The organism is Devosia sp. BK (assembly GCF_032907385.1).
Classification (GTDB): domain Bacteria; phylum Pseudomonadota; class Alphaproteobacteria; order Rhizobiales; family Devosiaceae; genus Devosia.
This window is the reverse complement of the sequence record NZ_JAIMBX010000001.1, coordinates 1,553,962-1,579,156: the sequence shown is the minus strand read 5'-3', so window position 1 is coordinate 1,579,156 and position 25,195 is coordinate 1,553,962. Positions and strand designations below refer to the sequence as shown.

At 60.3% G+C, this 25,195-nt stretch carries 25 protein-coding genes and 1 riboswitch; of the genes, 10 read left to right on the top strand and 15 right to left on the bottom strand.

What is annotated here, in order from left to right:
* Positions 1-87 precede the first annotated feature (87 nt).
* Positions 88-537, bottom strand: a complete 450-nt coding sequence (locus tag DevBK_RS07795; RefSeq protein ID WP_061907032.1) for an outer membrane protein assembly factor BamE — start codon at positions 535-537, stop codon at positions 88-90.
* Between the two features lie 162 nt (positions 538-699).
* On the opposite strand from DevBK_RS07795, the gene DevBK_RS07790 reads away from it, so the two are divergent.
* The 9 genes from DevBK_RS07790 to DevBK_RS07750 all read left to right on the top strand — a co-directional run bounded on the left by DevBK_RS07790 (position 700) and on the right by DevBK_RS07750 (position 7,453).
* Complete coding sequence (locus DevBK_RS07790; protein WP_317185032.1) at positions 700-1,224, top strand: ubiquinol-cytochrome C chaperone family protein; 525 nt, start codon at positions 700-702, stop codon at positions 1,222-1,224.
* On the top strand, positions 1,221-1,766 hold the full coding sequence (locus tag DevBK_RS07785; protein WP_317185031.1) for a YceD family protein: 546 nt from the start codon (positions 1,221-1,223) through the stop codon (positions 1,764-1,766). Before DevBK_RS07790 ends, DevBK_RS07785 begins: the two co-directional genes overlap by 4 nt.
* A gap of 82 nt (positions 1,767-1,848) precedes the next feature.
* Positions 1,849-2,919 (top strand): phosphate acyltransferase PlsX, encoded by a 1,071-nt coding sequence (gene plsX / locus DevBK_RS07780; protein WP_061907029.1) that lies wholly within the window; start codon positions 1,849-1,851, stop codon positions 2,917-2,919.
* Entirely contained in the window at positions 2,916-3,893 is a 978-nt protein-coding gene (locus tag DevBK_RS07775; protein ID WP_317185030.1) for a beta-ketoacyl-ACP synthase III, read from the top strand. Before plsX ends, DevBK_RS07775 begins: the two co-directional genes overlap by 4 nt.
* A 211-nt stretch (positions 3,894-4,104) precedes the next feature.
* Entirely contained in the window at positions 4,105-4,416 is a 312-nt protein-coding gene (locus DevBK_RS07770) for an integration host factor subunit alpha (protein WP_061907027.1), read from the top strand.
* Positions 4,417-4,443: 27 nt separating this feature from the next.
* Positions 4,444-4,899 (top strand): MerR family transcriptional regulator, encoded by a 456-nt coding sequence (locus DevBK_RS07765; RefSeq protein ID WP_061907026.1) that lies wholly within the window; start codon positions 4,444-4,446, stop codon positions 4,897-4,899.
* Positions 4,900-5,333: 434 nt separating this feature from the next.
* Positions 5,334-6,371: an inositol 2-dehydrogenase gene (gene iolG, locus DevBK_RS07760; RefSeq protein WP_317185029.1), complete on the top strand. Its 1,038-nt coding sequence runs from the start codon at positions 5,334-5,336 to the stop codon at positions 6,369-6,371.
* 120 nt (positions 6,372-6,491) lie between these two features.
* The gene (locus DevBK_RS07755; RefSeq protein ID WP_317185028.1) at positions 6,492-6,959 is read left to right on the top strand and encodes a hypothetical protein; all 468 of its coding nucleotides are present in this window, start codon (positions 6,492-6,494) and stop codon (positions 6,957-6,959) included.
* A gap of 26 nt (positions 6,960-6,985) precedes the next feature.
* The gene (locus DevBK_RS07750; RefSeq protein ID WP_317185027.1) at positions 6,986-7,453 is read left to right on the top strand and encodes a hypothetical protein; all 468 of its coding nucleotides are present in this window, start codon (positions 6,986-6,988) and stop codon (positions 7,451-7,453) included.
* Here the strand turns inward: DevBK_RS07750 and iolB are convergent, their stop codons facing one another.
* The 8 genes from iolB to DevBK_RS07710 form a co-directional block, all read right to left on the bottom strand.
* Positions 7,454-8,254, bottom strand: coding sequence for a 5-deoxy-glucuronate isomerase (gene iolB / locus DevBK_RS07745; RefSeq protein ID WP_317185026.1), 801 nt, complete (start codon positions 8,252-8,254; stop codon positions 7,454-7,456). It lies immediately after the preceding gene.
* Complete coding sequence (locus tag DevBK_RS07740) at positions 8,199-8,450, bottom strand: hypothetical protein (protein WP_061907022.1); 252 nt, start codon at positions 8,448-8,450, stop codon at positions 8,199-8,201. The genes iolB and DevBK_RS07740 overlap by 56 nt, the downstream gene beginning before the upstream one ends.
* 39 nt (positions 8,451-8,489) lie before the next feature.
* On the bottom strand, positions 8,490-9,407 hold the full coding sequence (gene iolE / locus DevBK_RS07735) for a myo-inosose-2 dehydratase (RefSeq protein ID WP_317185025.1): 918 nt from the start codon (positions 9,405-9,407) through the stop codon (positions 8,490-8,492).
* A gap of 240 nt (positions 9,408-9,647) precedes the next feature.
* Positions 9,648-11,495: a 3D-(3,5/4)-trihydroxycyclohexane-1,2-dione acylhydrolase (decyclizing) gene (gene iolD / locus DevBK_RS07730; RefSeq protein ID WP_317185024.1), complete on the bottom strand. Its 1,848-nt coding sequence runs from the start codon at positions 11,493-11,495 to the stop codon at positions 9,648-9,650.
* A gap of 210 nt (positions 11,496-11,705) precedes the next feature.
* Complete coding sequence (locus DevBK_RS07725; RefSeq protein ID WP_317185023.1) at positions 11,706-13,607, bottom strand: bifunctional 5-dehydro-2-deoxygluconokinase/5-dehydro-2-deoxyphosphogluconate aldolase; 1,902 nt, start codon at positions 13,605-13,607, stop codon at positions 11,706-11,708.
* 84 nt (positions 13,608-13,691) lie between these two features.
* Positions 13,692-14,540: a MurR/RpiR family transcriptional regulator gene (locus tag DevBK_RS07720; RefSeq protein WP_061907018.1), complete on the bottom strand. Its 849-nt coding sequence runs from the start codon at positions 14,538-14,540 to the stop codon at positions 13,692-13,694.
* 80 nt (positions 14,541-14,620) lie between these two features.
* A complete protein-coding gene (locus tag DevBK_RS07715) occupies positions 14,621-15,592 on the bottom strand; it encodes a DMT family transporter (protein ID WP_317185022.1) in 972 nt (323 codons plus the stop codon).
* A 96-nt stretch (positions 15,593-15,688) separates the two neighbouring features.
* Positions 15,689-15,834, bottom strand: a riboswitch (FMN riboswitch).
* A 200-nt stretch (positions 15,835-16,034) separates the two neighbouring features.
* A complete protein-coding gene (locus tag DevBK_RS07710; RefSeq protein WP_317185021.1) occupies positions 16,035-18,038 on the bottom strand; it encodes an aldo/keto reductase in 2,004 nt (667 codons plus the stop codon).
* Between the two features lie 193 nt (positions 18,039-18,231).
* Here DevBK_RS07710 and DevBK_RS07705 point away from each other — a divergent pair, with 193 nt between their 5' ends.
* Positions 18,232-19,146, top strand: a complete 915-nt coding sequence (locus DevBK_RS07705; RefSeq protein ID WP_317185602.1) for a helix-turn-helix domain-containing protein — start codon at positions 18,232-18,234, stop codon at positions 19,144-19,146.
* Here DevBK_RS07705 and DevBK_RS07700 read toward each other — a convergent pair whose 3' ends face one another.
* The 6 genes from DevBK_RS07700 to DevBK_RS07675 all read right to left on the bottom strand — a co-directional run bounded on the left by DevBK_RS07700 (position 19,147) and on the right by DevBK_RS07675 (position 25,060).
* Positions 19,147-19,701, bottom strand: coding sequence for a GNAT family N-acetyltransferase (locus DevBK_RS07700; protein ID WP_317185020.1), 555 nt, complete (start codon positions 19,699-19,701; stop codon positions 19,147-19,149). It lies immediately after the preceding gene.
* Between the two features lie 96 nt (positions 19,702-19,797).
* On the bottom strand, positions 19,798-20,709 hold the full coding sequence (locus DevBK_RS07695; RefSeq protein WP_317185019.1) for a TIM barrel protein: 912 nt from the start codon (positions 20,707-20,709) through the stop codon (positions 19,798-19,800).
* 15 nt (positions 20,710-20,724) lie between these two features.
* A complete protein-coding gene (locus DevBK_RS07690; protein ID WP_317185018.1) occupies positions 20,725-21,837 on the bottom strand; it encodes a sn-glycerol-3-phosphate ABC transporter ATP-binding protein UgpC in 1,113 nt (370 codons plus the stop codon).
* A gap of 7 nt (positions 21,838-21,844) precedes the next feature.
* The gene (locus tag DevBK_RS07685) at positions 21,845-22,762 is read right to left on the bottom strand and encodes an ABC transporter permease subunit (protein WP_062631105.1); all 918 of its coding nucleotides are present in this window, start codon (positions 22,760-22,762) and stop codon (positions 21,845-21,847) included.
* 10 nt (positions 22,763-22,772) lie between these two features.
* Complete coding sequence (locus DevBK_RS07680) at positions 22,773-23,657, bottom strand: ABC transporter permease subunit (RefSeq protein ID WP_061907011.1); 885 nt, start codon at positions 23,655-23,657, stop codon at positions 22,773-22,775.
* Positions 23,658-23,722: 65 nt separating this feature from the next.
* Positions 23,723-25,060 (bottom strand): extracellular solute-binding protein, encoded by a 1,338-nt coding sequence (locus DevBK_RS07675; protein WP_317185017.1) that lies wholly within the window; start codon positions 25,058-25,060, stop codon positions 23,723-23,725.
* Positions 25,061-25,195: the final 135 nt, after the last annotated feature.

Genomic DNA, 25,195 nt, shown 5'->3' with positions numbered 1-25,195 from the left:
CAGGGGGAGGTTAGGTGGGGGTACCCCGCACAAACAAAAAGCCCCGGCATGCACCGGGGCTTTTCCAATTCTTTGCGTCCAAAAACCTCAGAACGACTGCAGGATCTGGTCGATAAACGTGCGGTCTTCGCCGAAGGACGGCGTACGGCGGCTTTCGATTTCGACCGTCTTGCCGTCGGCTGCCGAATAGACCGCCTTGTCGACGACCTTCTTGTTCTTGTCGAAGTAGACCGCGAGCACCGTGCGCTCCATGCCGGTCGTCATGCCAAACGATGTCTGCTGCACCTTGGTCTGCACATAATACCAGGCGCTTTGATCGCCGAAGGTATTGGTCGACTGTGGCGAGCCGAGCACGAGCGTCACGAGCTCCTGGCTCTGCCCGACGCGGATCTGCTGCAGCGCGCTATCGGAAATCTCGTAGCCCTGGGTCCGCTTGGTCACGAGCGATGTGCTGCTCGTACAGGCCGCCAGGGTCACGGCCAGAAGGGCTGCAGCCGCGATCGGTGCGATGGGAGCGGAAGCAATACGCATGGGCATGAATTTGACTTTCCCGATGGCTCTCGACTATAGGCGTCTCAACAAGGCGCGTGCCCCTTGGCCGCCGGAATGTTTAGCTGTCAACTTGGCTCGGTGGCAAGCTGACATTGGGTTGGCGAACGATGCATGTGTTTGACCCATCCCGAGGCTGAGCGCAATCCCATGATCTTGTCTCTGTTCCGCAAAAACTCAGCCACAGATGCCGTTTACGGCGTCTATAACGCCATTGTGGCGCAATCCCGGCAGCCAGTCTTCTATGCCCAATGGGGTGTGCCCGATACGGTCACTGGCCGCTTCGATATGATCAGCCTCCACATGGCCCTGGTGTTCCGCCGCATGCGCGGCACGGAATCGACACGCCAGTTCAGCCAGGCTGTCTTTGATCTCTTCTTCAAGGATATGGACCGCTCGCTGCGCGAAATGGGCGTGGGCGATCTCGGCGTGCCAAAACGTATTCAGAAGATGGGCAATCTCTTCTTTGGCCTTCTTGCTGCCATCAATGAAGCCATGGATCGCAACGATCGGGAGGCGCTCGCCGGTGTCCTCTCGCGCAATCTTTTCGAAGGCGCGGACCTCGAACACGCCGGCACTCTCGCCGACTATATGTTCGAGCAAAACCAGACCCTCGCCGACCAGCAGCCTGCCGATATTTCGGCCGGAAACATCACTTTCGGACCCGCCGCATGAAAGACCAGCCGGAACCGCTTTTTGACGCTATCGTCCGCATCGACAAACTCCCCGCCTCCGGGCGCTCGGTGAGCGTTGATGCCGATGCATCGACGCGCGAAAAGATCGCGAAAGACATGAAGCTGACCTCGGTCGAACGGTTTGTCGCCGAATTGACCGTCGTGCCTCTGCGCGGTGGCCTTCGCGCCCAAGGCTGGCTGAAGGCCCGCATCACGCAGCCCTCGGTCGTCACCTTTGAACCGATCAGCCAGGAAATCGACGAAGAAGTCGATCGGGTATTCCTTCCCGTTCCGCATGGCCATCAGGCGCCTGCGCCGGGCTCGGAAGTCTTCATCGATCTTGAAGACGATGATTTCCCTGACCATATCGATGGTCCCGAGGTCGATCTCTCGGCGCTGCTCCTCGAAACCCTTGCTCTCGCCATCGACCCCTATCCCCGGCGCGAAGGCGAAGATCTCAACGCGCTCGGACCAATTGGTGATGGCGAAGAAAGCGGCCCTTTTGCTGCGCTCGCCAAGCTCAAAGACCAGGACAAGAGTTGAACCTTTCCCGGCGGGGCTTGCACCGACCCCCTGATGGGATATGTTGTCATGCCTGCCCAAGCGGGCCGAAAAACGGGCTGAAATGACCGATACTATAACGATTTCCGTGGATGCCATGGGCGGCGACCACGCTCCGCGCGCAGTCATCCATGGGGCCGATCTGGCCCTTCGCGAGCGTAAAAACACCCGCTTCATCTTCCATGGGCGCAAGGAGCAGATCGATCCGCTCCTCGAGGAATTCCCCAAGCTTAAGGCTGCGTGCACTGTCCGCCATTGCGAAGCCGTCATCGCCATGGACGAAAAGCCCAGCCAGGCCCTGCGCAAGGGTAAGAACGTCTCGTCCATGTGGATGGCCATCCAGGCCGTGAAGGATGGTGAGGCCGATGTCGCCATCTCCGGTGGGAATACCGGCGCGCTAATGGCAATGGCCACCTTCTGCCTCCGCCCCATGGAAGGCATTTCCCGTCCAGGCATCGCAGCCATCTGGCCGACCACCCGCAGCGACATCATCGTGCTCGATATGGGCGCCACCATTGGTGCCGACGCCCGCCAGCTCGTCGATTACGCCATTCTCGGTTCGGCACTCGCCCGCGCGCTGTTTGATTCCGAGTCGCCGACCGTTGGCCTTCTTAATATCGGCACGGAAGAGGCCAAGGGTCTCGACTATATCAAGGATGCCGGCAAGATCCTGAGCCAGGCCAGCGGCGCCGGCTTCACCTATCATGGCTTTGTCGAGGGCACCGATATCGGCAAGGGCACGGTCGATGTCGTCGTCACCGAAGGTTTTGTCGGCAATGTCGCGCTCAAGACCGCCGAAGGCACCGCCCGGCAGGTCGCGTCCTATTTGCGCTCGGCACTCAAGGCCAATTGGGTAAGCATGCTCGGCGCATTTTTCGCCTCGTCCGCGCTCAATGCTCTGCGCCGCAAGATGGACCCGCGTACCGTCAATGGTGGCGTCTTCATGGGCCTCAACGGCATCGTCATAAAATCGCATGGCGGCACGGATGAAGTGGGCTACAAGAGTGCTCTCAACCTTGCCTATGAAATGGCGCGCAGCCGCCTGATCGACAAGATCAGCGACACCATGCAGCGCTTCCCTGTCACTGTAGCGGCTCCCGAGCCGTCTTCCGATTCCGAGGCCAAGTCCGCGTGAGCAGAGTTCGTTCCATTGTGCGCGGGGTCGGTAGCTACCTTCCCCAAAACGTCGTCACCAATGCCGAATTGGCCAAGACCGTCGATACGTCGGACGAGTGGATCCAGCAGCGCGTCGGCATCAAGGAGCGCCACATCGCTGCCGAAGGCGAGTTCACGTCAGATCTAGCGGTTGCCGCGGCCAAGGCCGCGCTCGACAATGCCGGCCTCACGCCCGAAGACATCGACCTCATCATTGTCGCGACAACAACGCCCGATTACACTTTTCCGGCGGCTGCTACGCTGGTGCAGATGAAGCTTGGCATGCACCATGGCTTCGCCTTCGATATCCAGGCAGTCTGCTCCGGCTTTGTCTATGCGGTTACGACGGCCGATAGCTACATCAAGAATGGCCTAGCCAAGCGTGCCCTCGTCATCGGCGCCGAGACCTTCACCCGCCTCCTCGATTGGACCGATCGCACCACCTGCGTGCTCTTCGGCGATGGCGCCGGTGCCATGATTCTCGAGCGTGCCGAACTGGCCGAAGGCGAGCCGGAGCGCGGCATCATCGCCTCCGCTCTCCGCTCCGATGGACACCATTGGGATAAGCTCTATGTCGATGGCGGCCCGTCCTCTACAGGCACGGCTGGCCATGTCCATATGCAGGGCCCGGAAGTCTTCCGCCACGCCGTCGGCAAGATCACCGACGTCGTCTATGCGACGCTCGAACAGAGCGGCCATACCGTCGCCGATCTCGATTGGTTCGTGCCGCACCAGGCCAACAAGCGCATCATCGATGGGGCAGGGGCCAAGCTCGGCCTGCCGCCCGAAAAGGTCGTCACCACCGTCGATATTCACGCCAATACATCTGCCGCTTCCGTGCCGCTCGCCTTGAGCGTCGCCGTCGCCGATGGGCGCATCAAGTCGGGCGATCTCGTCATGCTCGAAGCCATGGGTGGCGGTTTTACTTGGGGAGCCTCGCTCATTCGCTGGTAGTCGGCGATTGAGCCGATTGACCTCAACCGTTTCAAGGCGTTAGTCTCCTTCCTGGGTGGAGGAGCCCGACGTAATGGCCTTTTCGGAGCATTTCCGAGGGCCGCGTCGATCGAGGGAAGGTTTCCTGCCGGTTTGCACTGCTAACTGGCGACAGTGGAATAAAAAAACAGTACGCTGGCTTGGAAATCAGTTCTGAACCACGGGGGTGCGAATGACGCAGAAGACGGTAACGCGGGCCGATCTTGCCGAGGCTGTTTATGGCACTGTTGGTCTGTCGCGAACCGAGTCGGCCGAATTGGTCGAACGCGTTCTAGAACTCATCACAGATGCGCTGATCACCGGCGCCAATGTCAAACTCTCATCATTTGGATCATTCCAGGTTCGCTCCAAAAACGAGCGGATCGGCCGCAATCCGAAGACCGGCGAGGAAGTGCCTATTTCCCCCCGGCAGGTTCTTGTGTTCAAACCCAGCAATGTGTTGAAGTCAAAAATCAACAAGTCTATGGTTGCCGCTGAAAAGTAAGGCTTTCTTACTCGAGGGGCGACCGGTTTGGACAAGTCTCCAGACGCATTCCGGACGATATCTGAAGCCGCGGAAGAGCTCGATCTTCCTCAGCACGTCCTGCGATTCTGGGAGACGCGCTTCGCCACCATCAAACCGCTCAAGCGCGGTGGCGGCCGCCGCTATTACCGCCCCGAAGACGTCATGCTGCTGCGCGGCATCCGTCATCTCCTTTACGATCAAGGCTTTACCATCAAGGGCGTCCAAAAGATCCTCAAGGATCAGGGCCCGCGCTATGTCATCGCCGTCGGCGAAGGCAAGGGCCTCGACGAGATCATCCCCCTCATCGAAGAAGCGCAGGCCGCCGCCGACGAAGCCGAGATCGAAGAAGCCGTCATGACGGCCGACCCCGCCCTCGACGAAGAATCGCGCGAAAAACTCTCCGAAGTTTTGCGCGAACTTTTAGAATGCAAACGCATCCTCGAGCGGGCGCGCGAGCACTAGTTTCTTAGAAGCCGAGGCACTCACAACGTCATCCCCGCGAAAGCGGGGATCTCTGTTTTGCTAATCCTGCTCCGTAATGGTGAGGTACTTGCGCAGCAAGCCTCGAACCGCTAGGTCATGGCACCATCCTCACCTCTCCCTCTGGGGGAGAGGTCGCCGCGAAGCGGCGGGTGAGGGGGCCTGCCCGCCAGCAAGCACGACGGCATGGCGTGGTCTTTTGGACCCTTGGCCCGACCTTCCACCCCGTCGTCACTACCCGGTCTGTCCGGGTAGTCCATGCGCGGCGATATGGATTGCTAGGCCAAACTCGGCAAAGACAAAATCCGAAGTGCCATGAGTGCACAAACCCCAGCATGATGACCTAGAATTCTCATTCCATCCGCACCAAAAATCGCCTATTCATTCCACAACAATTTATGGGTGGAGGTACCCTCATGACCGTTCGTTTTGGCCTTCTCGGCGCCGGCCGCATTGGCAAGGTTCACGCTAAAGCCATCGGCTCCAATCCCAAGGCGAAACTCGTCGCCGTCGCCGATCCAATGGCTGACGCCGCCAACGCCATCGCCAGCCAATATGGCGCCGAAGTCCGCACGATCGACACGATCCTGACCTCGGCTGACATTGACGCCGTCGTCGTCTGCACCCCCACTGACACCCACGCCGACCTGATCGAGCGCTTTGCCCGCGCCGGCAAAGCCATATTCTGCGAAAAGCCGGTCGATCTCGATATCGAGCGCGTCAAAGCCTGCATCCGCGTCGTCGATGAAACCGCCGCGACGCTCATGGTTGGCTTCAACCGCCGCTTCGATCCGCACTTTCAGGCCGTCAAGCAAGCCATCGACGAAGGCCAGATCGGCGACGTCGAAATGGTGACCATCATCTCGCGCGATCCCGGCGCACCGGGCGTCGATTACATCAAGCGCTCCGGCGGCATTTTCCGCGACATGACTATCCACGACTTCGACATGGCCCGCTTCCTCCTCGGCGAAGAAATCGACACCGTCACCGCCCAGGCCTCGGTCCTCGTCGACGCCGCCATCGGCACCGCCGGCGACTTCGACAGCGCATCGGTCATGCTGTCTACCGCCACCGGAAAGCACGCCACCATCTCCAATTCCCGCCGCGCCACCTACGGCTACGATCAGCGCATCGAAGTCCACGGCTCCAAGGGCGCCGTCGCGGCAGAAAATCAGCGCCCGGTCTCCATCGAAATCGCCAACGGCAACGGCTACACCCGCCCGCCGCTGCATGATTTCTTCATGACCCGCTACACCGAAGCCTATGCCCGCGAAATCAGCGGCTTCATCGATTTCGTCGAATCCAAAACTCCCGCTTCGCCCAGCGGCACCGACGGCCTCATCGCCCTCGCTCTCGCCGACGCCGCCCTCAAATCCGTCAAAGAGGGCCGCGCCGTAAAAGTCAGCGAAATCACAGGCATCATGGCCGACAAATCGGTCTTCCAGGGCCGCTGAGCCTCAGCCATCCACCCCGGCGAAAGCCGGGGCCCATCCTCAGGTCTATAAAATAAAAGGGCGCCACCACGGCGCCCTTTTTTCGTTTAGTCTAGTCCGAGCCCAAACACCGATGGCACAATGAAATTCCTCCCCCTGCTAACCGGTCTTCTGCTGATGTCCCCCAACGCCCAAAGCGCCGAACCCCATTCGGTCTTCACCCTCCGCGGCACCTGCCAGAGTTTTCTGGTCGGCACCGAAAACCTCACCAGCCTCTGCGCCGGCGAAGTCATGCAAGTGGTTTACACCGACAGCCGCATGGACCTGTCCATCTGGACCGACGACCCCTCCGGCCGCTTCTTCGTCCTCAGCGGCACAGCCAGCGCCGAGAACGGCAATCTCGCGCTCGCCGTGGATCAGATCACCGAAGGCAAGGACGGCAGTGGCAACAACATTGTCGAGATCAAAGCCTCAGGAAAATGCACGCTCGCCGGCGACCCCACCTCCGGCCCCGCGCATTACACCTGCGAGGCCACCGACGACGCCGGCAAAACCTACAAGTTTGCCCTGCTCACCGATGGCTCGGCCTCGGAAAGCATGCTCGATTGACCTCTGCCTGCCATCAGGAAGCCGCCATGCGTCCCGCTCTCGCCCTCTGCATCATTATGGCTGCCATCGTGCCCGCCACGGCCGCGGAGATCATCGATACCCAAGCGACCGACGGCACCTGCGAGCGGCTGGTCATCGCCGACGAGAACCTCACCGCACAATGCGGCACTGGCCTTGCCGTTCTGACCTATGACGATGGCCGGGTGGCCGTTTCCGCAGGCACGGGTGGCCAAGACTTCTTCGGCCTCGGCGAGCCCGAGCGCATGCTCTTGCTGATCGGCCCCGGCAAGCCCTGGATGGATTTCAATATCTCCAGCGTCGTGATCAGCGCCGCCGCAGAGACCGAAGACCCAGTCCTGGCCGACGTCTCAGGAGCCTGCACCCACGTCGACGCCACCCCCGGCTTTCTTGTTTCCTGCGAAGCCAAAGACGGCGATGGCCGTACTTACGCGCTCACCTATCGCACGGACGGCGGACAGATCCACAGCTTCTAGCTATTTCAGCATCCACTCATGCTCCGGCGCATTGTGGAATTTCCACACCCGCTTTGGCCCAGCCATCACATTGAGATAATAAAGATCATACCCCGCCGTCGTCGCCACCGGATGATATCCTCGCGGCACCAGCGTGACATCACCATCCTCCACCGCCATCGCCTCATCGAGGCTCCGGTCGTCGGTATAGACGCGCTGAAACGCAAACCCCTGCGGCGGATTCATGCGGTGATAATAGGTCTCTTCCAGAAAACTCTCGTGCGGAAGGTTGTCCTGATCATGCTTGTGCGGCGGATAGGACGAGGTATTGCCCTGCGGCGTGATCACTTCCACCACCAGCAGCGCATTGGCCGAGCCATCGTCCTCGGGCATGATATTGTAGACATGCCTGATATTGGCGCCCTTGCCACGGCTCAACCGCGGATGGGTCCCCGGCGGAATGATTTGGGCATGGAAATCCCCGCCGCCCGGCGCCGAGCACACGGCTAGTTCCAGGTCCGTCGTCGCATCGACTGCCCAGTCGCGCCCTGCCGGCACATAAAGCGCCCACGGCGCCCCCTGGAACGGGCTCATCCGCTCCCCGAGCTCGCCAAAATCCTCGCCATCGACGGCAAAGCGCCCCTTGCCGGAAACGATCACCAGGCAAACCTCGCGCTCGTCCGTCGCCTCGCCATAGGCCTCGCCCGGCTTGAGCCTATGTAGCCCGAAGCCGACATGCGTCCAGCCGGCCGAAGCCGGCGTCACATCATGGATCTTGCCGCTCGTCGCCGTCGACCGGACCAGCAGGGGGGATTTGCTCATTTTTGGGCTGCTCCTTGGGGAAGGCATAGAAGAAATTCCAGAGCGAATAGGCGAGCGCAGCGCCTACCAGCACGATCCAGAGTGTCTCCTTGGTCCAGATCGCCTCCCAGGCAAGCCAGATCGCCAGAAACACCACGATGGCCACCCGGCGCCAAAGCGGTCGGAACCAGTTGAGATCGTTTTCTTTCAGAGCCATGCGCCAATCCTTCTTCGTTGGCGCATGGTCTAGCAAAACTCACGCGTTCGGAAAACCTTGCGTCTCGACGGTGTAACCCGCCGCCGTCATCACCCGCATCAGTTCCTTGTGGCCCACCTGCGCCATTTTCAGCGGCGGATTGGCCTTCGGGTCCTGTTCGGCCTCGACCACAAACCAGCCCTCATAGCCATGATCGGCCAGCCGCTGCACGATGGCGCCAAAATCGAGCGACCCATCACCAGGCACGGTGAAAGCACCCAGCGCCACCGCATCGAGAAAGCTCTGCTTCGTCCGATCGAGCCCATCGACAACCGATCGGCGAATATCCTTCACATGCACATGATTGATCCGCTCATGATGCTTATCAATCGCCCGCAGTGGATCACCGCCCGCAAAGGCCAGATGCCCCGCATCGAGCAACAGCGGAATGCCCGCGCCCGAAGCCGCCATAAACGCATCCAGCTCCGGCTCGGTCTCGACCACAGCCGCCATATGGTGATGATAGCTCAGTGGCATGCCCTGCTCGGCGCACCATTCGCCAAATTCGGTCACCTTGCGCCCATAAGCCTTCATCTCGTCATCCGAGAGCTTCGGCTTCTGCGCCAGCGGAATTTCGCGCTTGCCCTGCACCGACCGGCCCACTTCGCCATAAACGATGCAAGGCGCGCTTACTGCCTTGAACAGCTCGATCATCGGCAGAATGCGGTCCTTGTTGGCCGCCAGCTCTTCCTTGACCAGCGTCCCCGAAAACCATCCGCCGCAAAGCGTAACATCGGCCGCGCGCAGGATCGGCAGCATCACCTCCGGATCATCCGGAAACCGCCGCCCCTTCTCCATCCCGGTAAACCCGGCCGAGCGCGATTGTCGCAGGCACTCCTCGAGCGACACATCATCGCTCAACTCCACCAGATCGTCGTTCCACCACGCGATCGGCGACATCCCAAGCTTGGCTTTCATTCTTTTGGTCTCTCCCGCGCCGTCGCGCTTAATCTCATCACGCCCACCGGCCTCCCCCTCGCCCCTTGCGGGAGAGGGACAGGAAATCTGCGTTCAGCAGATTTCCAGGGTGAGGGGTTCTATCCCCACGCTCAATTTCTCAATTCCGTCGTCATTGCCCGGCTTGTCCGGGCAATCCATCTCGCCTCCGCATGGACCACCGGGACAAGCCCGGTGGTGACGACCACTAGTGGACAGTAGTCACCCAATCCGCTGCGCTTGCAACGCCTTCACATACCCCTCACGCGCCGCATTCACCGCGCCGCGCTCGCTCACCTCCGGCACCGCCACATCCCACCAGGTCCCCCCAGCATCCGTGGTGATCAACGGATCGGTATCAATCACAATCACCGTAGTCCGCTCGACATCCGCCGTCTCGACCAGCGCCGCTTCCAGCTCAGCGATCGACCCGACCTTGCAGCTCACCGCCCCCATCGCCGCTGCATGCGCCGCAAAGTCGATGCCCGGCAGCGTCACGTGATGCGTATCCCTAAGCAGGTTGTTAAAATTCGCCCCGCCCGTGGCCATCTGCAGCCGGTTGATGCAGCCGTAGCCCGCATTATCCAGCAGCACGATCGTCAGCTTGGCGCCCAGCATGATCGACGAAACGATCTCCGAGTTCAGCATCATATAGCTGCCATCGCCGACCATCACGACCACGTCGTCCTCGGGCCGCGCCAGCTTCACGCCAAGCCCGCCGGCAATCTCGTAGCCCATGGTCGAAAAACCATATTCGAGATGATAGCTGCCCGGCGCACCCGCCTTCCAGAGCTTGTGCAACTCGCCAGGCAACCCGCCCGCCGCACACACCAGCGTCGCCTTCTGCCGCGCCCGCTGCACTGCTCCGATCACCTGCGCGTCCGACGGCAATTCCACATTGGTCGGCCCGGTCGCGGCGTCAGCATCCAGCAGCCATTTGTCCTTTTCCCGCATGGCCTTATGCGTCCAATCGGAATCAACCTGCCATCCCATCAGCGCCGCATCCAGCGCTTCAAGTCCCACGCGAGCATCTGAGACCAGCGGCAGCGCCTCGTGCTTCCCCGCATCGAACGGCTGCACGTTGAGACCAATGATTTTGAGGTCTTCGTTCTTGAACAGCGACCACGACCCAGTCGTAAAATCCTGCAACCGCGTGCCGACAGCCAGCACCACATCGGCCTCTTCAGCCAGAATGTTTGACGCCGACGAACCCGTCACGCCGACACTGCCCATGTTCAGTTCATGCGCATGGGGCAGGGCGCTCTTGCCCGCCTGCGTCTCCATAACGGGAATGCCATGCTCCTCGGCAAAGGCCATGAGGCTCTCGTTCGCTTCGGAGTAAAGCACGCCGCCGCCCGCGATGATGACCGGCTTCTTCGCCAGTTTCAGCGTCGCCGCCGCCGTCGCAAATTCATCGGCATCTGGCATGATCCGCCGCGGTACCCAGACCTTTTCGGCAAAAAAGCTCTCAGGATAGTCATAGGCTTCCGCCTGCACATCCTGGCACAAGCTCAGCGTCACCGGCCCGCATTCAGCCGGATCGGTCAGCACCTGCATGGCCCGCCGCAGCGCCGGAATGATCTGCTCCGGCCGCGTGATCCGATCGAAATAGCGGCTGATGGGCCTAAAACAGTCATTGGCCGAAACCGTGCCGTCGCCCCAGTCTTCGACCTGCTGCAAGACCGGATCAGGCAACCGATTGGCAAACACATCGCCCGGCAGCAAAAGCACCGGCATCCGGTTCACATGCGCCAGCGCCGCCGCCGTCACCATGTTCAGCGCGCCCGGCCCGATCGAAGAGGTCACCGCCATGAACCGACGCCGGAAGCTGGCCTTGGCATAGGCAATCGCCGCATGCGCCATGCCCTGTTCGTTCTGCCCGCGATAGGTCGGCAGCGTATCCCTAACGCCATAAAGCGCCTCGCCCACCCCAGCCACGTTCCCGTGCCCGAAAATGGCAAAAACCCCGCCAAAGATCGGCACCGTCTCCCCGGCAATGACAGTCTTCTGCGCCGTCAAAAACCTTGCCACAGCCTGCGCCATGGTCAATCGAACAGTCTTCTGGCTCATGGCCACTCCTCGTATTCCTCGGTCCTTGTCGGACCCTAATTCGTGGCGCTACCGCCTGTTAAGCCAACGCGCTTCCCTCGGGCTTGACCCGAGGGCCACCATCAATTTGCCACCGCGTCATTCCCGCGAAAGCGGGAATCTCACTGCCACTAAAGCCGGGATTCCCGCTTTCGCGGGAATGACGCCGTGGAGGGTAGATTTCCCTTGAGTTTAAGCCCCGTCCCAAGCCTCAACCAACCCCGCAAACCGCTGCGCCATCATCGCCACGGCCTCATCATCCCCAATGCGCCCATCGAGCCAAGCCCGCGCCGCATCAGCAAAAATCGTCCGCCCGACTGCAAAGCCCTTCACCGACTTTGCGGCCTTCGCCTCCGCAAAGCCAGCGATCAACTGCTCCGCCGGCGCATCGAGCCCGAGCAGCACGACCCCCCGGCAAAGCGGATCATGCGCTTCGATCGTGGCATCGATCTGGCGCCAAGCCTCCGCGCTCGGCTGCGTCTCGAGTTTCCACCAATCCGGCTTGATCCCTGCCGCATATACCGCTTGCATCGACCGCGCCGCCGTATCGTCGCTCAGCGCGCCATGCTTGCTGGAAATGATCTCGACCAATAGCTCGCGCCCGATTTTGCGCGCCGCATCATAAGCCGCGCGTAGCTTATCGATCTGCACGTCCCGCAATTCCGCCGCATCGTCCGGATGATAGAAACACAGCACCTTTATGCAGTGATCCACCGGCCAATCCACCAGCCGCGATCCCAGATCCTGCGAAAACTCAAACTGCAGCGGCCGCGACCCCGGCAACTCAATAGGCTTTGCCACCCAGAAATTGCCGATCGCGCTGGCTGCATAAAGCGCATCGCGCCCATATTTGTCGTCGAGCAACATGCCAAAGCCGTCGCGCCCACCAGCCACCTGCGCCGCTGCTTTAACGGCCAGCACCTTGAACGCCGGAATGCGCTTGAGCTTTTCCGCGTCGCCCGCTGCCATCTCTTCGATCTGGAGCCGATGGTCGATTGCCAGCGCCTTCATGCTTGGGATTTCGCGCCGACGTGTCGTCGCCCAGTGCACGTGATTGATCGCCTCGTCCTTGCGCAGCGCCCGCTCCTTGCTGCCATGCTCGAGGAAGTAGTTGAGTTCGGTCCAGGTCGGAATTTCCGGCGCACACAGCAGCCGGCTCACGGCAAAAGCCCCACAGGCATTGGCCCAGGTCGCACTCGTCGCATGCGGTTCCCCGCGCAGCCACCCGCGCAGAAATCCGCTCATGAAGGCGTCGCCGGCCCCAAGCACATTGTAGACCTCGATCGGAAATCCCTTGCCGACGATCCCATCTTCAAGATCATCCGGAATAGCCCCGTCATAAACAATGCACCCCATCGGCCCGCGCTTGAGCACAATGGTCCCGCTCGAAAAGCTTCGAATGGTTTTGAGCGCCGCTGTCAGATCGCTCTCGCCCGACGCGATAAGCACTTCCTCTTCCGTCCCGACGATCAGATCGCAATCCGCCAAAACGGTCTGCATACGCTTGGAGACTTCATCCGACGCGATATAGCGGCTGTCGCCCGCGTCGTGCCCCGCCAGTCCCCAAAGATTAGGCCGATAGTCGATATCGAGGATAACCTTGGCGCCGTTGGCCTTGGCGATCCGCATCGCCTTGCGCTGCGCCGCGTCCGTATTGGGCTTGGCAAAGTGCGTGCCGGTCACCAGCACCGCCTTGGCCGAGCGCACGAAATCCTCGTCGATATCGCCTTCATCAAGCGCCGCATCGGCGCAGTTGTCGCGATAGAAAATCAGCGGAAACGAATTGTCGTTCTCGACCGAAAGCAGCACCAGCGCCGTTAGCCGCTCGGGATCGGTCACAACGCCCTGGGTCTCGACCCCCTCGCGCTGCAATTGCTCGCGAATGAAGCGGCCCATCTGCTCATTGCCAACCCGCGTGATCAGCGCCGACTTCAGCCCCAGCCGTGCCGTGCCGACAGAAATATTGGTCGGGCACCCACCGACGGATTTAGCGAAGCTGCCGATATCCTCGAGCCGCGTCCCGATCTGCTGGCCATAAAGGTCCACCGAGGCGCGGCCAATGGTGATCACATCGAGCGTCTGTTGCGTGCTCACCAAAATTCCTCCCGCGGCGGCTTATCGTTGGAGGAATTGAAACACATCTTCTAAATCAGATCAAATATAGAATACTTGTTCCATTCATGAAATTTGCATTCGCCGCCGTTCCTCCGCGATGCCAACCGCTAGCGCCATGGCGAAAGCCATGCTTGCGGATAGTGACCGGAAGCCGGCATGGTCCGCTTCGACCAGTTCGAACCACACCGTCGAACATTCCGCCAGCGGCGAGAACGCTGAGTCGGTCAGCGACACCACCGGAATGCCCCGCGCCGCTAGTGCCGAAGCTTGCGCGATTGTCTCCGGAGCATAAGATGAAAAGCTGATCGCAAAAGCCGCGTCACCCGGGTCGGCCATTGCGAGCAAATCATCGTCGATGCCGGATGCTGTTCCAGCGATCTGACAGCGGATTTTGAGCTGCGAAAGCGCGTAGGCCATGTAGGTCGCGATCGGATAGCTTCGCCGACGTGCAATAAGGTGAATTGTGCGCGCCGATGCTAACGTAATGGTAGCGGATTCGAAGCGTTTAGGGTCGATTGCAGTCCCCAGATTATCAAGGCTGCGATGGGCTGCAGCAATGAATGAACTGAGGATGACCGCCGATCCTGCCGGCGCCAATTCCCCGCTTTCAAGCTCTGCAAGGCGATCTTCATAGCTCGAATTGCGCTCTCGCAACCGCTCACGAAACACAGCCTGCAATGCCGAAAAGCCATCAAAACCAAAGGCTTGCGAAAATCGAACCAGCGTAGATGGCTGCACTTCCGCCGCGAGCGCAATACTCGCCGCCGTGCCAAACGCGATCTCATCGGGATGATCAAGCGCAAAGGCCGCTACCTGCGCCAGGCGCTTGGGCAGTTCGCGCCGCCGTTCAAGGATAAGCTCCCGCAGCGCCTCGAAATTTTTCGGCGCCGCCAAAATCTCTCCCCGGTCCATCGAACACCCTCAAAATAGCAACGCCGGCAATATCGCATCGCCGGCGCCCGATTTGGAAGAATTATTCTACGCGCGGAACGCTATGCCGCTACGAATTTCGATCCTTGGTCGCGTCCTTCAACAAGATAGAGCAACAGCGACGCCAGAATGATCAGCGCTGCACCGGGCCAGAACCATACCGATGGCACCTGACCAAGCACGATCCAGCCGACGATCGCGCCCAGGGGGACCTTCAAATCACCGAATGGCTGGAGGAAAGTTGCATCGGCGGCCCGATAGGCAAAGCTCAGCAGATACTGCGCCGCGGCCGTTAGTGCGCCGAGCAACAAAAGCAGGATCAACCCGGTACCCGTCGGCAAGGCAAACGGAAAGCCAGGAGCAGCACCGACCGGCAGCGCCCAGGAAAAGGCGGTCACCAGCAGCAGGATAGCAAGGTGGTTCGGCGTGATCAGCACCAGCAGCGAAATGGTGAGCGTCTCGGGGCTTTCGCCCTTATGCGTCAGATACTTGGTCAGAATATCCGTGGTTGCCCAAAGCGCCGCCGCCAAAATCGGTACAAGGGTTTGCCAGGAAAACCCTTCGGCCCCAATGCCCGAAACAATGATCGCACCAGCAAAGCCGGTTAGCGCGGCGCCAATCCGGGCCGTGGACGCCTTCTCGCCGAGAAGCAGCGTAGACCCCAGAATAATGAACAGCGGCCCGGTGGCGAGCAGCGTCACCATCTGCCAGATCGGCACGCCTGAGGCGAAACCATAGACGAATACATGCACGCCCAGCGCCGAAGCGAAGGCACGAATTTCATGGGCAAGCGGATAGCTGGTGCGCAGATTCTTGAGGCCAATCCGCATGATGATCGGCAGCGCCAAAATGGAGGCAATGACATATTGCCAGAAGGCCATGCCGGTCGAACTCATGCCAAACCCGCCATATTCCACCGGCGTGGGCAGAACGGATTGCAGCGTATTGGACGCGGCAAATGCCAAGCTCGCGACGAGCATGAACAGCGCGCCCGAGGTGGCGCTGGCATATTTAGAAGAGGAAATCTGGTTCATATGGTGTCCTTTCCGTAACCAGTTTCCTCAGGGTTACGAGAAGGGGACGCATCACGGTGCTCGCGAACAAACGCGAACGCCGTCAAGCGATTACCAACTCATTCTCTTTCATCCGGACTATACCGTCGGCTCCGGAATCACACCGGATCTGCTGACCCTCCAGCCGAAGCCGGAAGCGCTCGCGGGCTTGGCGTCGCCGCCTTACCGCCGGTGGGGAATTGCACCCCGCCCTGAGAATTGCGCGAGATCGTAATCTCACGATGGATAACATAGGGCAGGCCAATTGACCTGACAACCGCGCTTCAGGGCACAAACTGTCTTCTTTCGCCGAACAGCGCGGATGAATTCTCTACGCGGCGGTGTGAAATTATCGACGCCATTCCAGCCATTGAAAAAGGGGCCCGTTGCCGGAGCCCTTGATCTGTTTCGGTTTTGTTAAGGCTTAGCCTTCCAGCCATTTCACCTGTTCTGGCGTCAGCTTGATCTCGAAAGCCTTGACGCTATCTTCGAGCTCAACCAGACGACGCGGCCCGATCAACGGTACGCTGGGGAAAGGCTGGGCCAACACATAGGCCAGCGCCACATGGATTGCGTTGTGGCCAATCTGATTGGCCAGCTCGATGGCCCGGTCACGACGGCCAAAGTTCTGCTCGTTGTACCAAACGCGAACCAATTCCTCATTGTCGGTCTTGTCGCGACCAGCAAGGTCGGTGAAGAACCCGCGAGCCTGGCTCGACCACGAGAAGTTGGTCACCTGACGGTCGATCAGCCACTGCTTGAAATCAGGCGTCGATGACGTGACGCAGCCGCCCCAGATCGGATCGAGCATTTCGGCCAGCGCAAAGTTATTGCTTAGGGCCTGTGGCTTGGCCTTGCCCGTGCGTTCGGCATAGGCAATTGCTTCGTCCATACGCTCTTTGGTCCAGTTCGACCCACCGAACGGCCCACGAATGCGGCCAGCCTTCACCTCGGCATCCATGGCATCGACGAATTCGCCCACTGGCACATCGGTATTGTCGCGGTGCATGAAATAGACGTCGACATAGTCTGTTTGAAGCCGATCGAGCGACTGGGTCAGCTGCTTGCCGATGACGTCGGGATAGACGAGCGGCGAGTGCGCGCCCTTGCCGATGACCACGGCGTCTTCACGCACGCCGCGGCTCTTCTGCCATTCGCCAAAGAGCTTTTCGGTGTAGCCACCGCCATAGATGAAGGCGGTATCAAAGATATTGCCGCCCTTTTCCCAGAACGCATCGAGGAGGATCGCGCCCGAGGAGAAAGTGCGGAAATCTTCAAAGCCAAGGGCGACGGCCGAAGCCGGCTTGTTAAGCCCAGGGATCGTGCGCTTGGTGATCACGCCACTGTTCGGTCCCAGCTTGCGATTGTCCAAGGTGTTGACACGGTTGGTGTATTTTTCGACCGAGTACTCAATCCCGGCGTCCTTACGCCACTGATCCAGTACGCGTGCGTTGCCAAGGCTATCGCCCCAGGTCATGCCTGGCGCCGGGAATTCCTGCTTGCCTTCGAGAATGGCGAGCGAGGCTGCGTCGGCTTCGAACGAATAGACGTGAGCGGTTTCATTGACCGAAACCGTCTCGGTCTTGCCGCCCTTGATGATGTCGATGCGGCCAAGGCCCTGGTCACGATTGCCATTGGCGAACCAGAATTCCGGCACTTCGATCCGGCCGTCAGAGCCATGGATGCGCAGCACATTGTCGAGATTGGCCATCACCGCGCAAGACACCTGCGCGACGATGCCGTTCTCGAACGTCAGCAGCGCCGCGGCCCAGTCGTCCGTGCCTTCATCGTTTAGCTTAGCCGTGCCAGCCACCTTAACCGGATCAGCAAACGGTTTGCCGAGCGCCGCGCCAGCAATAAGCCGCGCCATCGAAACCGGATAACCGCCGACGTCCAGAATGCCGCCGCCAGCCAATTCCGAAGCGAACAGGCGGTGCTGCGGCTGGAACTTGCCCATCGAGAAACCAAAGCTCGACTGGATCATCCGCACTTCGCCGATGGCGCCGGATTTGATCAGGTCGAGGAGCTGCTTCATCTGCGGGTGTAGGCGATACATGAAGGCTTCCCCGGCAAAGGTGCCGGCCTTCTTGTGCGCATGGAACACGGCGTCGATTTCATGAGCCGAAAGCGCCAGCGGCTTTTCGACCAGCACATGCTTGCCGGCTTCCGCTGCCTTGATCGCCCACTCGGCGTGACCGGTATGCGGCACAGCGATATAGACCGCGTCGATGTCCTTGTCGGCGAGAAGGGCGTCATAGCCCTTGACCACGCGCACCCCCGGAAAATCCACGGCCAGGTTCGGCTTGCTCGGATCGCGGGTAGCGATTGCTGCCAGAACGCCATGCTTGGAATGCTCGAGGCCGCCGCGGAAGGCCTTGGCGATGCTGCCTGGGCCAATAATGCCCCAGCGAATTTTCTTGTCAGTCATGTTCTTTCCTCGCAAGGAGCCATCCCGTTTCCGGTTGGCTCGATCTTATTGCTGTCGGCAGAATCAGGTGGGCGCGGCTGACACAAGGCCCCGCGCTCTCTCCTCCCTTGCTCTTATGCCGAGCGCTACCTAAGCTAGAGACTCTATTAGAGCCGTCGCTCTTATCGGGTATTTCAAATTGGCGGATAGTAAGATGGTGGATCGCGGCTTTTATGAGCCGTCAATCAATGGCGTCGAACGCCTCCCCACCGAACTCAACATGTTCCATGCGTCTCCGCTGCTGATGCGTACGCCGCATTGGCATGCGCAGGTCGAGGTCAATTATATCGTCCGTGGCTGGGCGCATTATGCCATGAGCGGCTACGAAGTCCGCTTTTCCGCCGGCGATCTCGCCCTGTTCTGGGGCGGCCAACCCCATCGCCTCGACGATGCCTCGGACGACCTCGTTTACACAGGCGGCCATCTTCCGCTCGTTCATTTCTTCCGCCTGCGCCTGCCGCAGGACGTCCAGGCTGGGCTGATGCAGGGCGCCTCTCTCGTCACCAAGGCAACTGATCCTTCGGATACGCTCAATTTCGCCCGCTGGAACGACTATGTGCGCTCCAATGATCCGCTTCGCGTCAGCGTCGCAGTGGACGAACTCCTCCTTCGGATCGAGCGCATCCGCTTCGCGCCTTATGAGCTGCTGTCGAGCCACCCAATCCAGTCCGACGGCTCCTCGACCGACCAGCATATTTCGCCGATCGTTGTGCGCATCTGCGATTTCATCGCCGACAATTTCCGCGAGGACATCGACTCTGTCGACATCGCCGTGGCAGCCGACGTGCACCCCAAATATGCGATGACCGTCTTCAAGAAATGCACGGGTATGACGCTCAACGACTACGTCAACCTGATCCGCCTGTCTTACGCGCAGGCGCTGCTGATGCGCGACGATGAAAACGTACTGCAAATCGCCATGGAAAGCGGCTTCGGCTCGCTCAGCGCCTTCAACAAGCTCTTCCGCAAGATCGCCGGCATGTCCCCCAGCGACTTCCGCCGCGATCTGCGAACACGACCGGTATCCGCCCTGCCGCCAAAAGTCGCGGCCTCGCTTTCATATAACTGATCAAGCCGTGTGGGGCGCAAGCTTTTGGCGCAACTCATCGCGATGCGGCCAGGTGTAGCGCAACACTGGCGTATCCGGGCTGCCCGGATATTGCGCCAGAATCCGCTCTTCGATCCGGCCGCCCATGCGGTCGTATAGGGCGCGCGCCGGCATATTGCCTTCAAGGGCCAGCAGGGAAATCGGGGTATCCAGGAACGCTGCTGGAAAAGTGTCGAGAATGGCAAGCCAAAGCCGCCGCGCCAGCCCCTGCCGCTGAAAGTCAGAGCCGACATAGAGGTGGTGCAGATAGGTGCCCCACTTGTCGCTAGGGTCGAACACGGCGCTGGTAAATCCGGCCAGCACACCATCCGCGTCCGCCACCATGATCGATAGCCGCTCGGGGTCGACTGGCCCGGCAAAGCGCTCCGACCAGAGCTTGTCTTTCTCTGCGGGTAAAACTTCGGCGAAGTAATAGTCCGACAGAATGTGCCCATAAGCCTTGCGGCTCATCGTAACATGCATGCCGATGATCGCATCCCGATCGGCGGCGCGGGCTGGGCGGATAGGGATGGGCATCTTCTTGTCCAGGCGTTGTAAATCCTGACGGAATTATCCGGACAAACACGGCTGAGAAAAGGCTGGGAGGATGGAAACCACCCTCCCGCCAAAGGCTTACTGCGCGGCAACGGCTTCCGGTGCTGCAAGGCCAGCCAGTTCGCGCGCGCGGCGCAGGCTTTCCGGCTGCTCGGCGCGGTAGCGGTGGCCGACTTCCATCATCAAGACGGTGTCGGGCAGGAAAGTGAGTTCGGAGAAAATCCGATCCCAATCGATATCGCCCCAGCCAAGTGGCATGTGGAGATCGCCAATGCCCATGGCCGTGTTTTCCTGCGGATGGAACGGCTTGTAGAATCCCTGTGGGCGACCAAAACTGTCGTGAACGTGTAGATGGCCCGTGACCGGCGCCATGGCGCTGATTTCGCTGAAGAAATCGAGGCCACGATAGGTGCTCTCGATATAGGCGTGGCTGAAGTCGATCAGCGCCACGACGTTCGGATGGTTGACGGCCTTGACCGTCTCGGCCACCTGGCTCGGCGTCTGTCGATACTGGCCGAGTTCGGTTGTAAAAATGTTCTCGAGCGCAATGCGCACGCCATAGGGGCGGGCGAAGTCGGCGAGTTCGGTGAGCGCTTCGCGTTCGCGCTGGTCGGCGCCGTTGCGCTCGGCGATCTGGTCGGCGCGGAGGCATCCACCGTGCTGAACGATGATGCGGGCATCGACACGATCGCAGACTTCAATCAGGGCCTTTGCGGCATCGATCTGGTACCGTTGCGTTACCGGATCCATGAAGTTCGACGAGACAAGACCGTGGACGGTGTAGCGGAAGTCGAACTGCTTGGTGATCGCTTCGAGCCGCTGCATGCGCTCGGGGATGATGCGGCCCCCCGAAATGAGGTCGAGGCTGGTGAGACCCAGTTCGACCGTATCGACGCCCATATCGGCAAGGGCGCGCATGTCGTCGTGGAAGCTGGCGAGTTCGCCGTCGGTCGATCCGACATTGAAGCCGGTACCAATGATATTGCTCAAGATGATCTCCAAGGGTCAGGCGGAAACGGTTGCAGAGCTGCGTTGAGTGCGGCCGGGCGCGTCGACGCGGCGTCCGGTGTCGTGACTGAAAACGTGGACATCGGCTTCCTCGAAGGCGAAGTGAACAGGCATGCCGGTGCCCAGCGCATCGCCGCGCGTGTCGACGGCAATGATCTGGCTGCCATCGGCGCGGGCATAGATCAGGCGTGAGGCGCCGAGTTCTTCGGTGTAGTCGACGGTCGCGTGGATCGCGTCCTTATGCGAGGCATCAACCCGGCGCACGAGTTCGGGACGAATGCCCACGGAAACTTCCTGGCTGAGGTGGTGCGGCGCAAGACCCGGCAACCGGATCATGCCGCCATTGCCATGACGGAAATAACCATCATCGGCAAAGAAGCCGCGTACGAGATTCATGGCCGGCGAACCGATGAAGTCAGCGACGAAAAGGCTCGCCGGGTGATGATAGACTTCCGAGGGCTTGCCGACCTGCTCGACGATGCCGGAGTTCATGACGATCAACCGATCCGCTAGCGTCATGGCTTCCGTCTGATCGTGCGTCACAAATACCGAGGTGACGCCCAGGCTGCGGTGGAGGTTGCGGACCTCGGCGCGCATGGCGACGCGGAGTTTTGCGTCAAGGTTGGAGAACGGCTCGTCAAACAAGAACACCTTGGGCTCACGCACCATGGCACGGGCCATGGCGACGCGCTGGCGCTGACCACCGGAAAGCTCGCCCGGCTTGCGGTCGAGATAGGGGTCGAGGCTAACCGACTTCGCAACCTTGAGCACCTTCGCCTCGCGCTCTGCCTTGGGCATGCCGGCGACCTTGAGCGCATAGCCAATGTTCTGGCGCACGCTCATATGCGGGTAAAGCGCATAGTTCTGGAACACCATGGCGCAGCCGCGTTCGCGCGGCTCGAGCTCGTTGACTATCTTGCCGTCGATGGCGATCGTGCCCTCGGAAATCTCCTCAAGCCCGGCAATCATGCGCAGGAGCGTAGACTTGCCGCAGCCCGAGGGGCCGAGGATAACGACGAACTCACCCGCCTCGATCTCGACATCGACGCCATGGATGACGTCATTCTTCTGGTAGCGCTTCTTGACGCCGGAAAAGCTGATCGCAGCCATGGTTGTCTCACTTGTCCTTGGTGATGAGGCCGCGCACGAACCAGCGCTGCATGAAGGCAACGATGAGGAGCGGCGGCAGCATGATGATGAGGGCGCCTGCCATGGTGACGTTCCAGTCGGGGGTGCCGTTCTGGGTCGGGATCAGGGCCTTCAATTGCATGACGACGGTGCCGTAATTGGCGCGGTCGGTGGTGATGAGGAGGGGCCAGAGATACTGGTTCCAGCTCGATACGAACATGATGGTGGCGAGCGCCAGCATATTGGTGCGGCTGAGCGGCAGGAGCACATCGAAGAAGAACCGGATCGGGCTCGCGCCATCCATCTTCGAGGCTTCCACCAATTCATCCGGGATAGTCATGAAGAACTGGCGATAGAGGAAGGTGCCGGTGGCTGTCGCAACGAGCGGCAGGATCAGACCCGTATAGGAATTGAGGAGGTTCCATTCGAGGCTGATGCGCACGCTCGAAACCGCCTCGACGAGCCCGGTGATCCCAAGCGTATCGAGAACGACCTGCATCGGAAGCAGCGCGTTAGCTGCGATCGCATAGGTCGGCACGATGCGCACTTCGAGCGGCAGCATCAGGGTGATGAAGATCAGCCAGAAGCAGACCATGCGTGCCTTGAAGTTGAAGAACACGATGGCGAAAGCCGAAAGGGAGGCGAGCACGATCTTGCCTGTCGTCACGCCAACCGCAACGATGAGCGAATTGAGCATTTTCGGGCCAAGATCGGCCCGGGCCCAAGCCGCCTGGACGTTTTCCCAAAGGTGGGAAGAGGGCCAGAGGACGATGGGCACTCGGCTGACTTCCTGCAGCGATTGGCTGCCGGCCACGATGACGATCCAGAACGGGACCAGCACCACAAGCAGCCCCAGAACCATCGCGGCATAAGTGACGAAATTGAAAAAGGGGGAACGTTCGATCATCTCGGCGCCCTCAATTGTAATGAACGCGCTTTTCGACCCATTTGAACTGGACGAAAGTGAGCGCAATGACGAGGAGCATCAGGACGATCGACTGGGCCGCAGCGCCCGAATAGTCGAGGGATTTGAACCCGTCGAAATAAATCTTGTAGACCATGACCTCGGTCGAGCCGACCGGACCACCTTCGGTCATCGTGTCGATGAGGCCAAAGCTGTCGGTGAAGCTCGAGATCAGGTTCATGATCAGGAGGAAGAAGACGGTCGGCGCGATCAACGGCAGTTGCAGGTCGAACATGCGGCGAACCGGCCGCGCGCCGTCCATGGCCCCAGCCTCGGTGATCGAGCGTGGGATCATTTGCAGGGCGGCGAGGAAGAAGATGAAATTGTAGCCGATGCCGAGCCAGGCGTGGCAGATAATAATCATGGCAAGGGCGTGCATGCCGTTGGTAGACGGGTCCCAAATGCCGGGCCAGATCTGGTTGATCGAGCCGATGATCCCCGATTGCGGGGCGAAGATGAACCGGAAGGCGACCCCTGCAGCAGGCGCGGCAATCGCATATGGCCAGACATAGACCGATTGGAAGATCTTTGTGCCCTTGAGCGAGCGATCGACAAAGCACGCGAGAAAGAGCGCAACCGCCATCGAAAGGCCGGTGGTGCAAAGCGCATAAAAGGCGCTGCGCGCAACGGTCGTCCAATAGTCGCTATCCCGGAAGATCGCGAGGAAGTTGTCGAACCAGATCCAGCTATTGCCGCCGCCCCAGGGCTGTTCGAGCGTAAAGGCCCAATAAAGCGCTTGCGATGTCGGCCAGTAGAAGAAAACCAGGACGAGGATGAGCTGCGGGCCGATCAACAGCCAGGGCAGGACCCCATTGCGGTAATAGGCGCGTCGTTCCATCGCCGTCTCCCAAGGAAAAAGAAAAAGCACGGGCGGCGAACCGCCCGTGCAATCGGATCAAGCGATCAGGGGAGCTGGGCGCCCTTGTAGGTCTGCTCGAAGCGACGGAGGATTTCGTTGCCCTTGGCATCGAACGCCTGGAGCGCTTCGAGAACCGGACGATCGTTGAAGAGAACGTCCTGCATGGTCTTGACCATTTCGGCGCGGATCGAGGCATAGCTGCCAAGACGGATACCGCGGCTGTTTTCGGTCGGCGGGGTGAAGGTCAAAGATTCAATGGCGACTTCGCGGCCCTTGTAGGGGGCTTCGTCATAAAAGCCATTGGCTTTCATGGCTTCAAAGCCAGCCATGGTCACGGGAACGTAGCCGGTGATGGTCGACCAGGTCTGGGCCTGTTCTGGCTGGGCGAGGTAGTTGAAGAACGCGGCAGCGCCCTTGTATTCCTCTTCAGACTTGCCCTTGAGGGTCCAGAGCGAAGCGCCGCCCACCAGCGAGTTGGTGCGTTTGGTGCCTGCCCAGATCGGCAGCATGGCATCGGTCCAGTGCACGCCTTCGGCGGCCTGCTTGCCAAAGGTACCGTGGTCGGCGATCGAGGACGACGTGATCTGGCACTTGCCGTTGACGAAGGCGTCGTTGGCGGTTTCGCCGGCATCCTTGGATTTGTGAACGATGATACCTTCATCGTACATTTTCTTGATCCAGGTGAGCTGATCGACGAACTTGCCCTGGCTCACGACCATTTCGGCATCGAGACCGCCAAAGCCGTTGCCCTTGGTGGCGATCGGCTGGTTGTGGATGGCGGAGAACTGCTCGAACCACTGCCAGGCGCCTGACGGGTCGAAGGCGATCGGGCATTCATAGCCGGCGTCCTTCATGGCGCGGGCGACGGTTTCGACTTCTTCCCAGGTCTTGGGCGTGCCTTCGAAGCCAACCTTTTCGAGCGCGTCGGTATTGTAATAGATAACGGCGGTCGAGTTGTTGAACGGCAGCGACAGCATCTCGCCCTTCGAGGTCGAGAAGTAGGACGCGATACCCGAGAGGTAGTTGTCCCAATCGATCTGGTAGCCGTTTTCTTCCATCAGCTGGCGCACGGGGACATAGGCGCCCGAGAGCATCAGGTCGAGCGTGCCGGCGTCGAAGATCTGGGTGACGGTCGGCTGCTTGTTGGCGCGGTAGGCTGCAATCGTGTTCTGCAGGTTGGCGTCGTAATTGTCCTGGCTGACGCAGACGATCTCATAATCGGCCTGCGACTCATTGAAGCCTTTGCACATGTCCTGCACGCGCTCGGACAGGTCGCCCGAAAGGCCGTACCAGAATTCGAACTTGGTCTGCGCCAAAGCCGGAGTGGCCAGCGCGAGGAGGGTCAGCGAGGAAGCCGCAGTCAGCAGCTTGATGTTTGTCATGGTAGGGCTCCGGAGAACTTGGCCTTCTGAGGCGGGCGGAGTCCTAGAGCGGGTCCTTGACGATCAGACTTCGGAATTATGACGGGGCGCCAATAGTTCTATGACGGCTCGGTGACGCGCACGTGTTCACTGAGC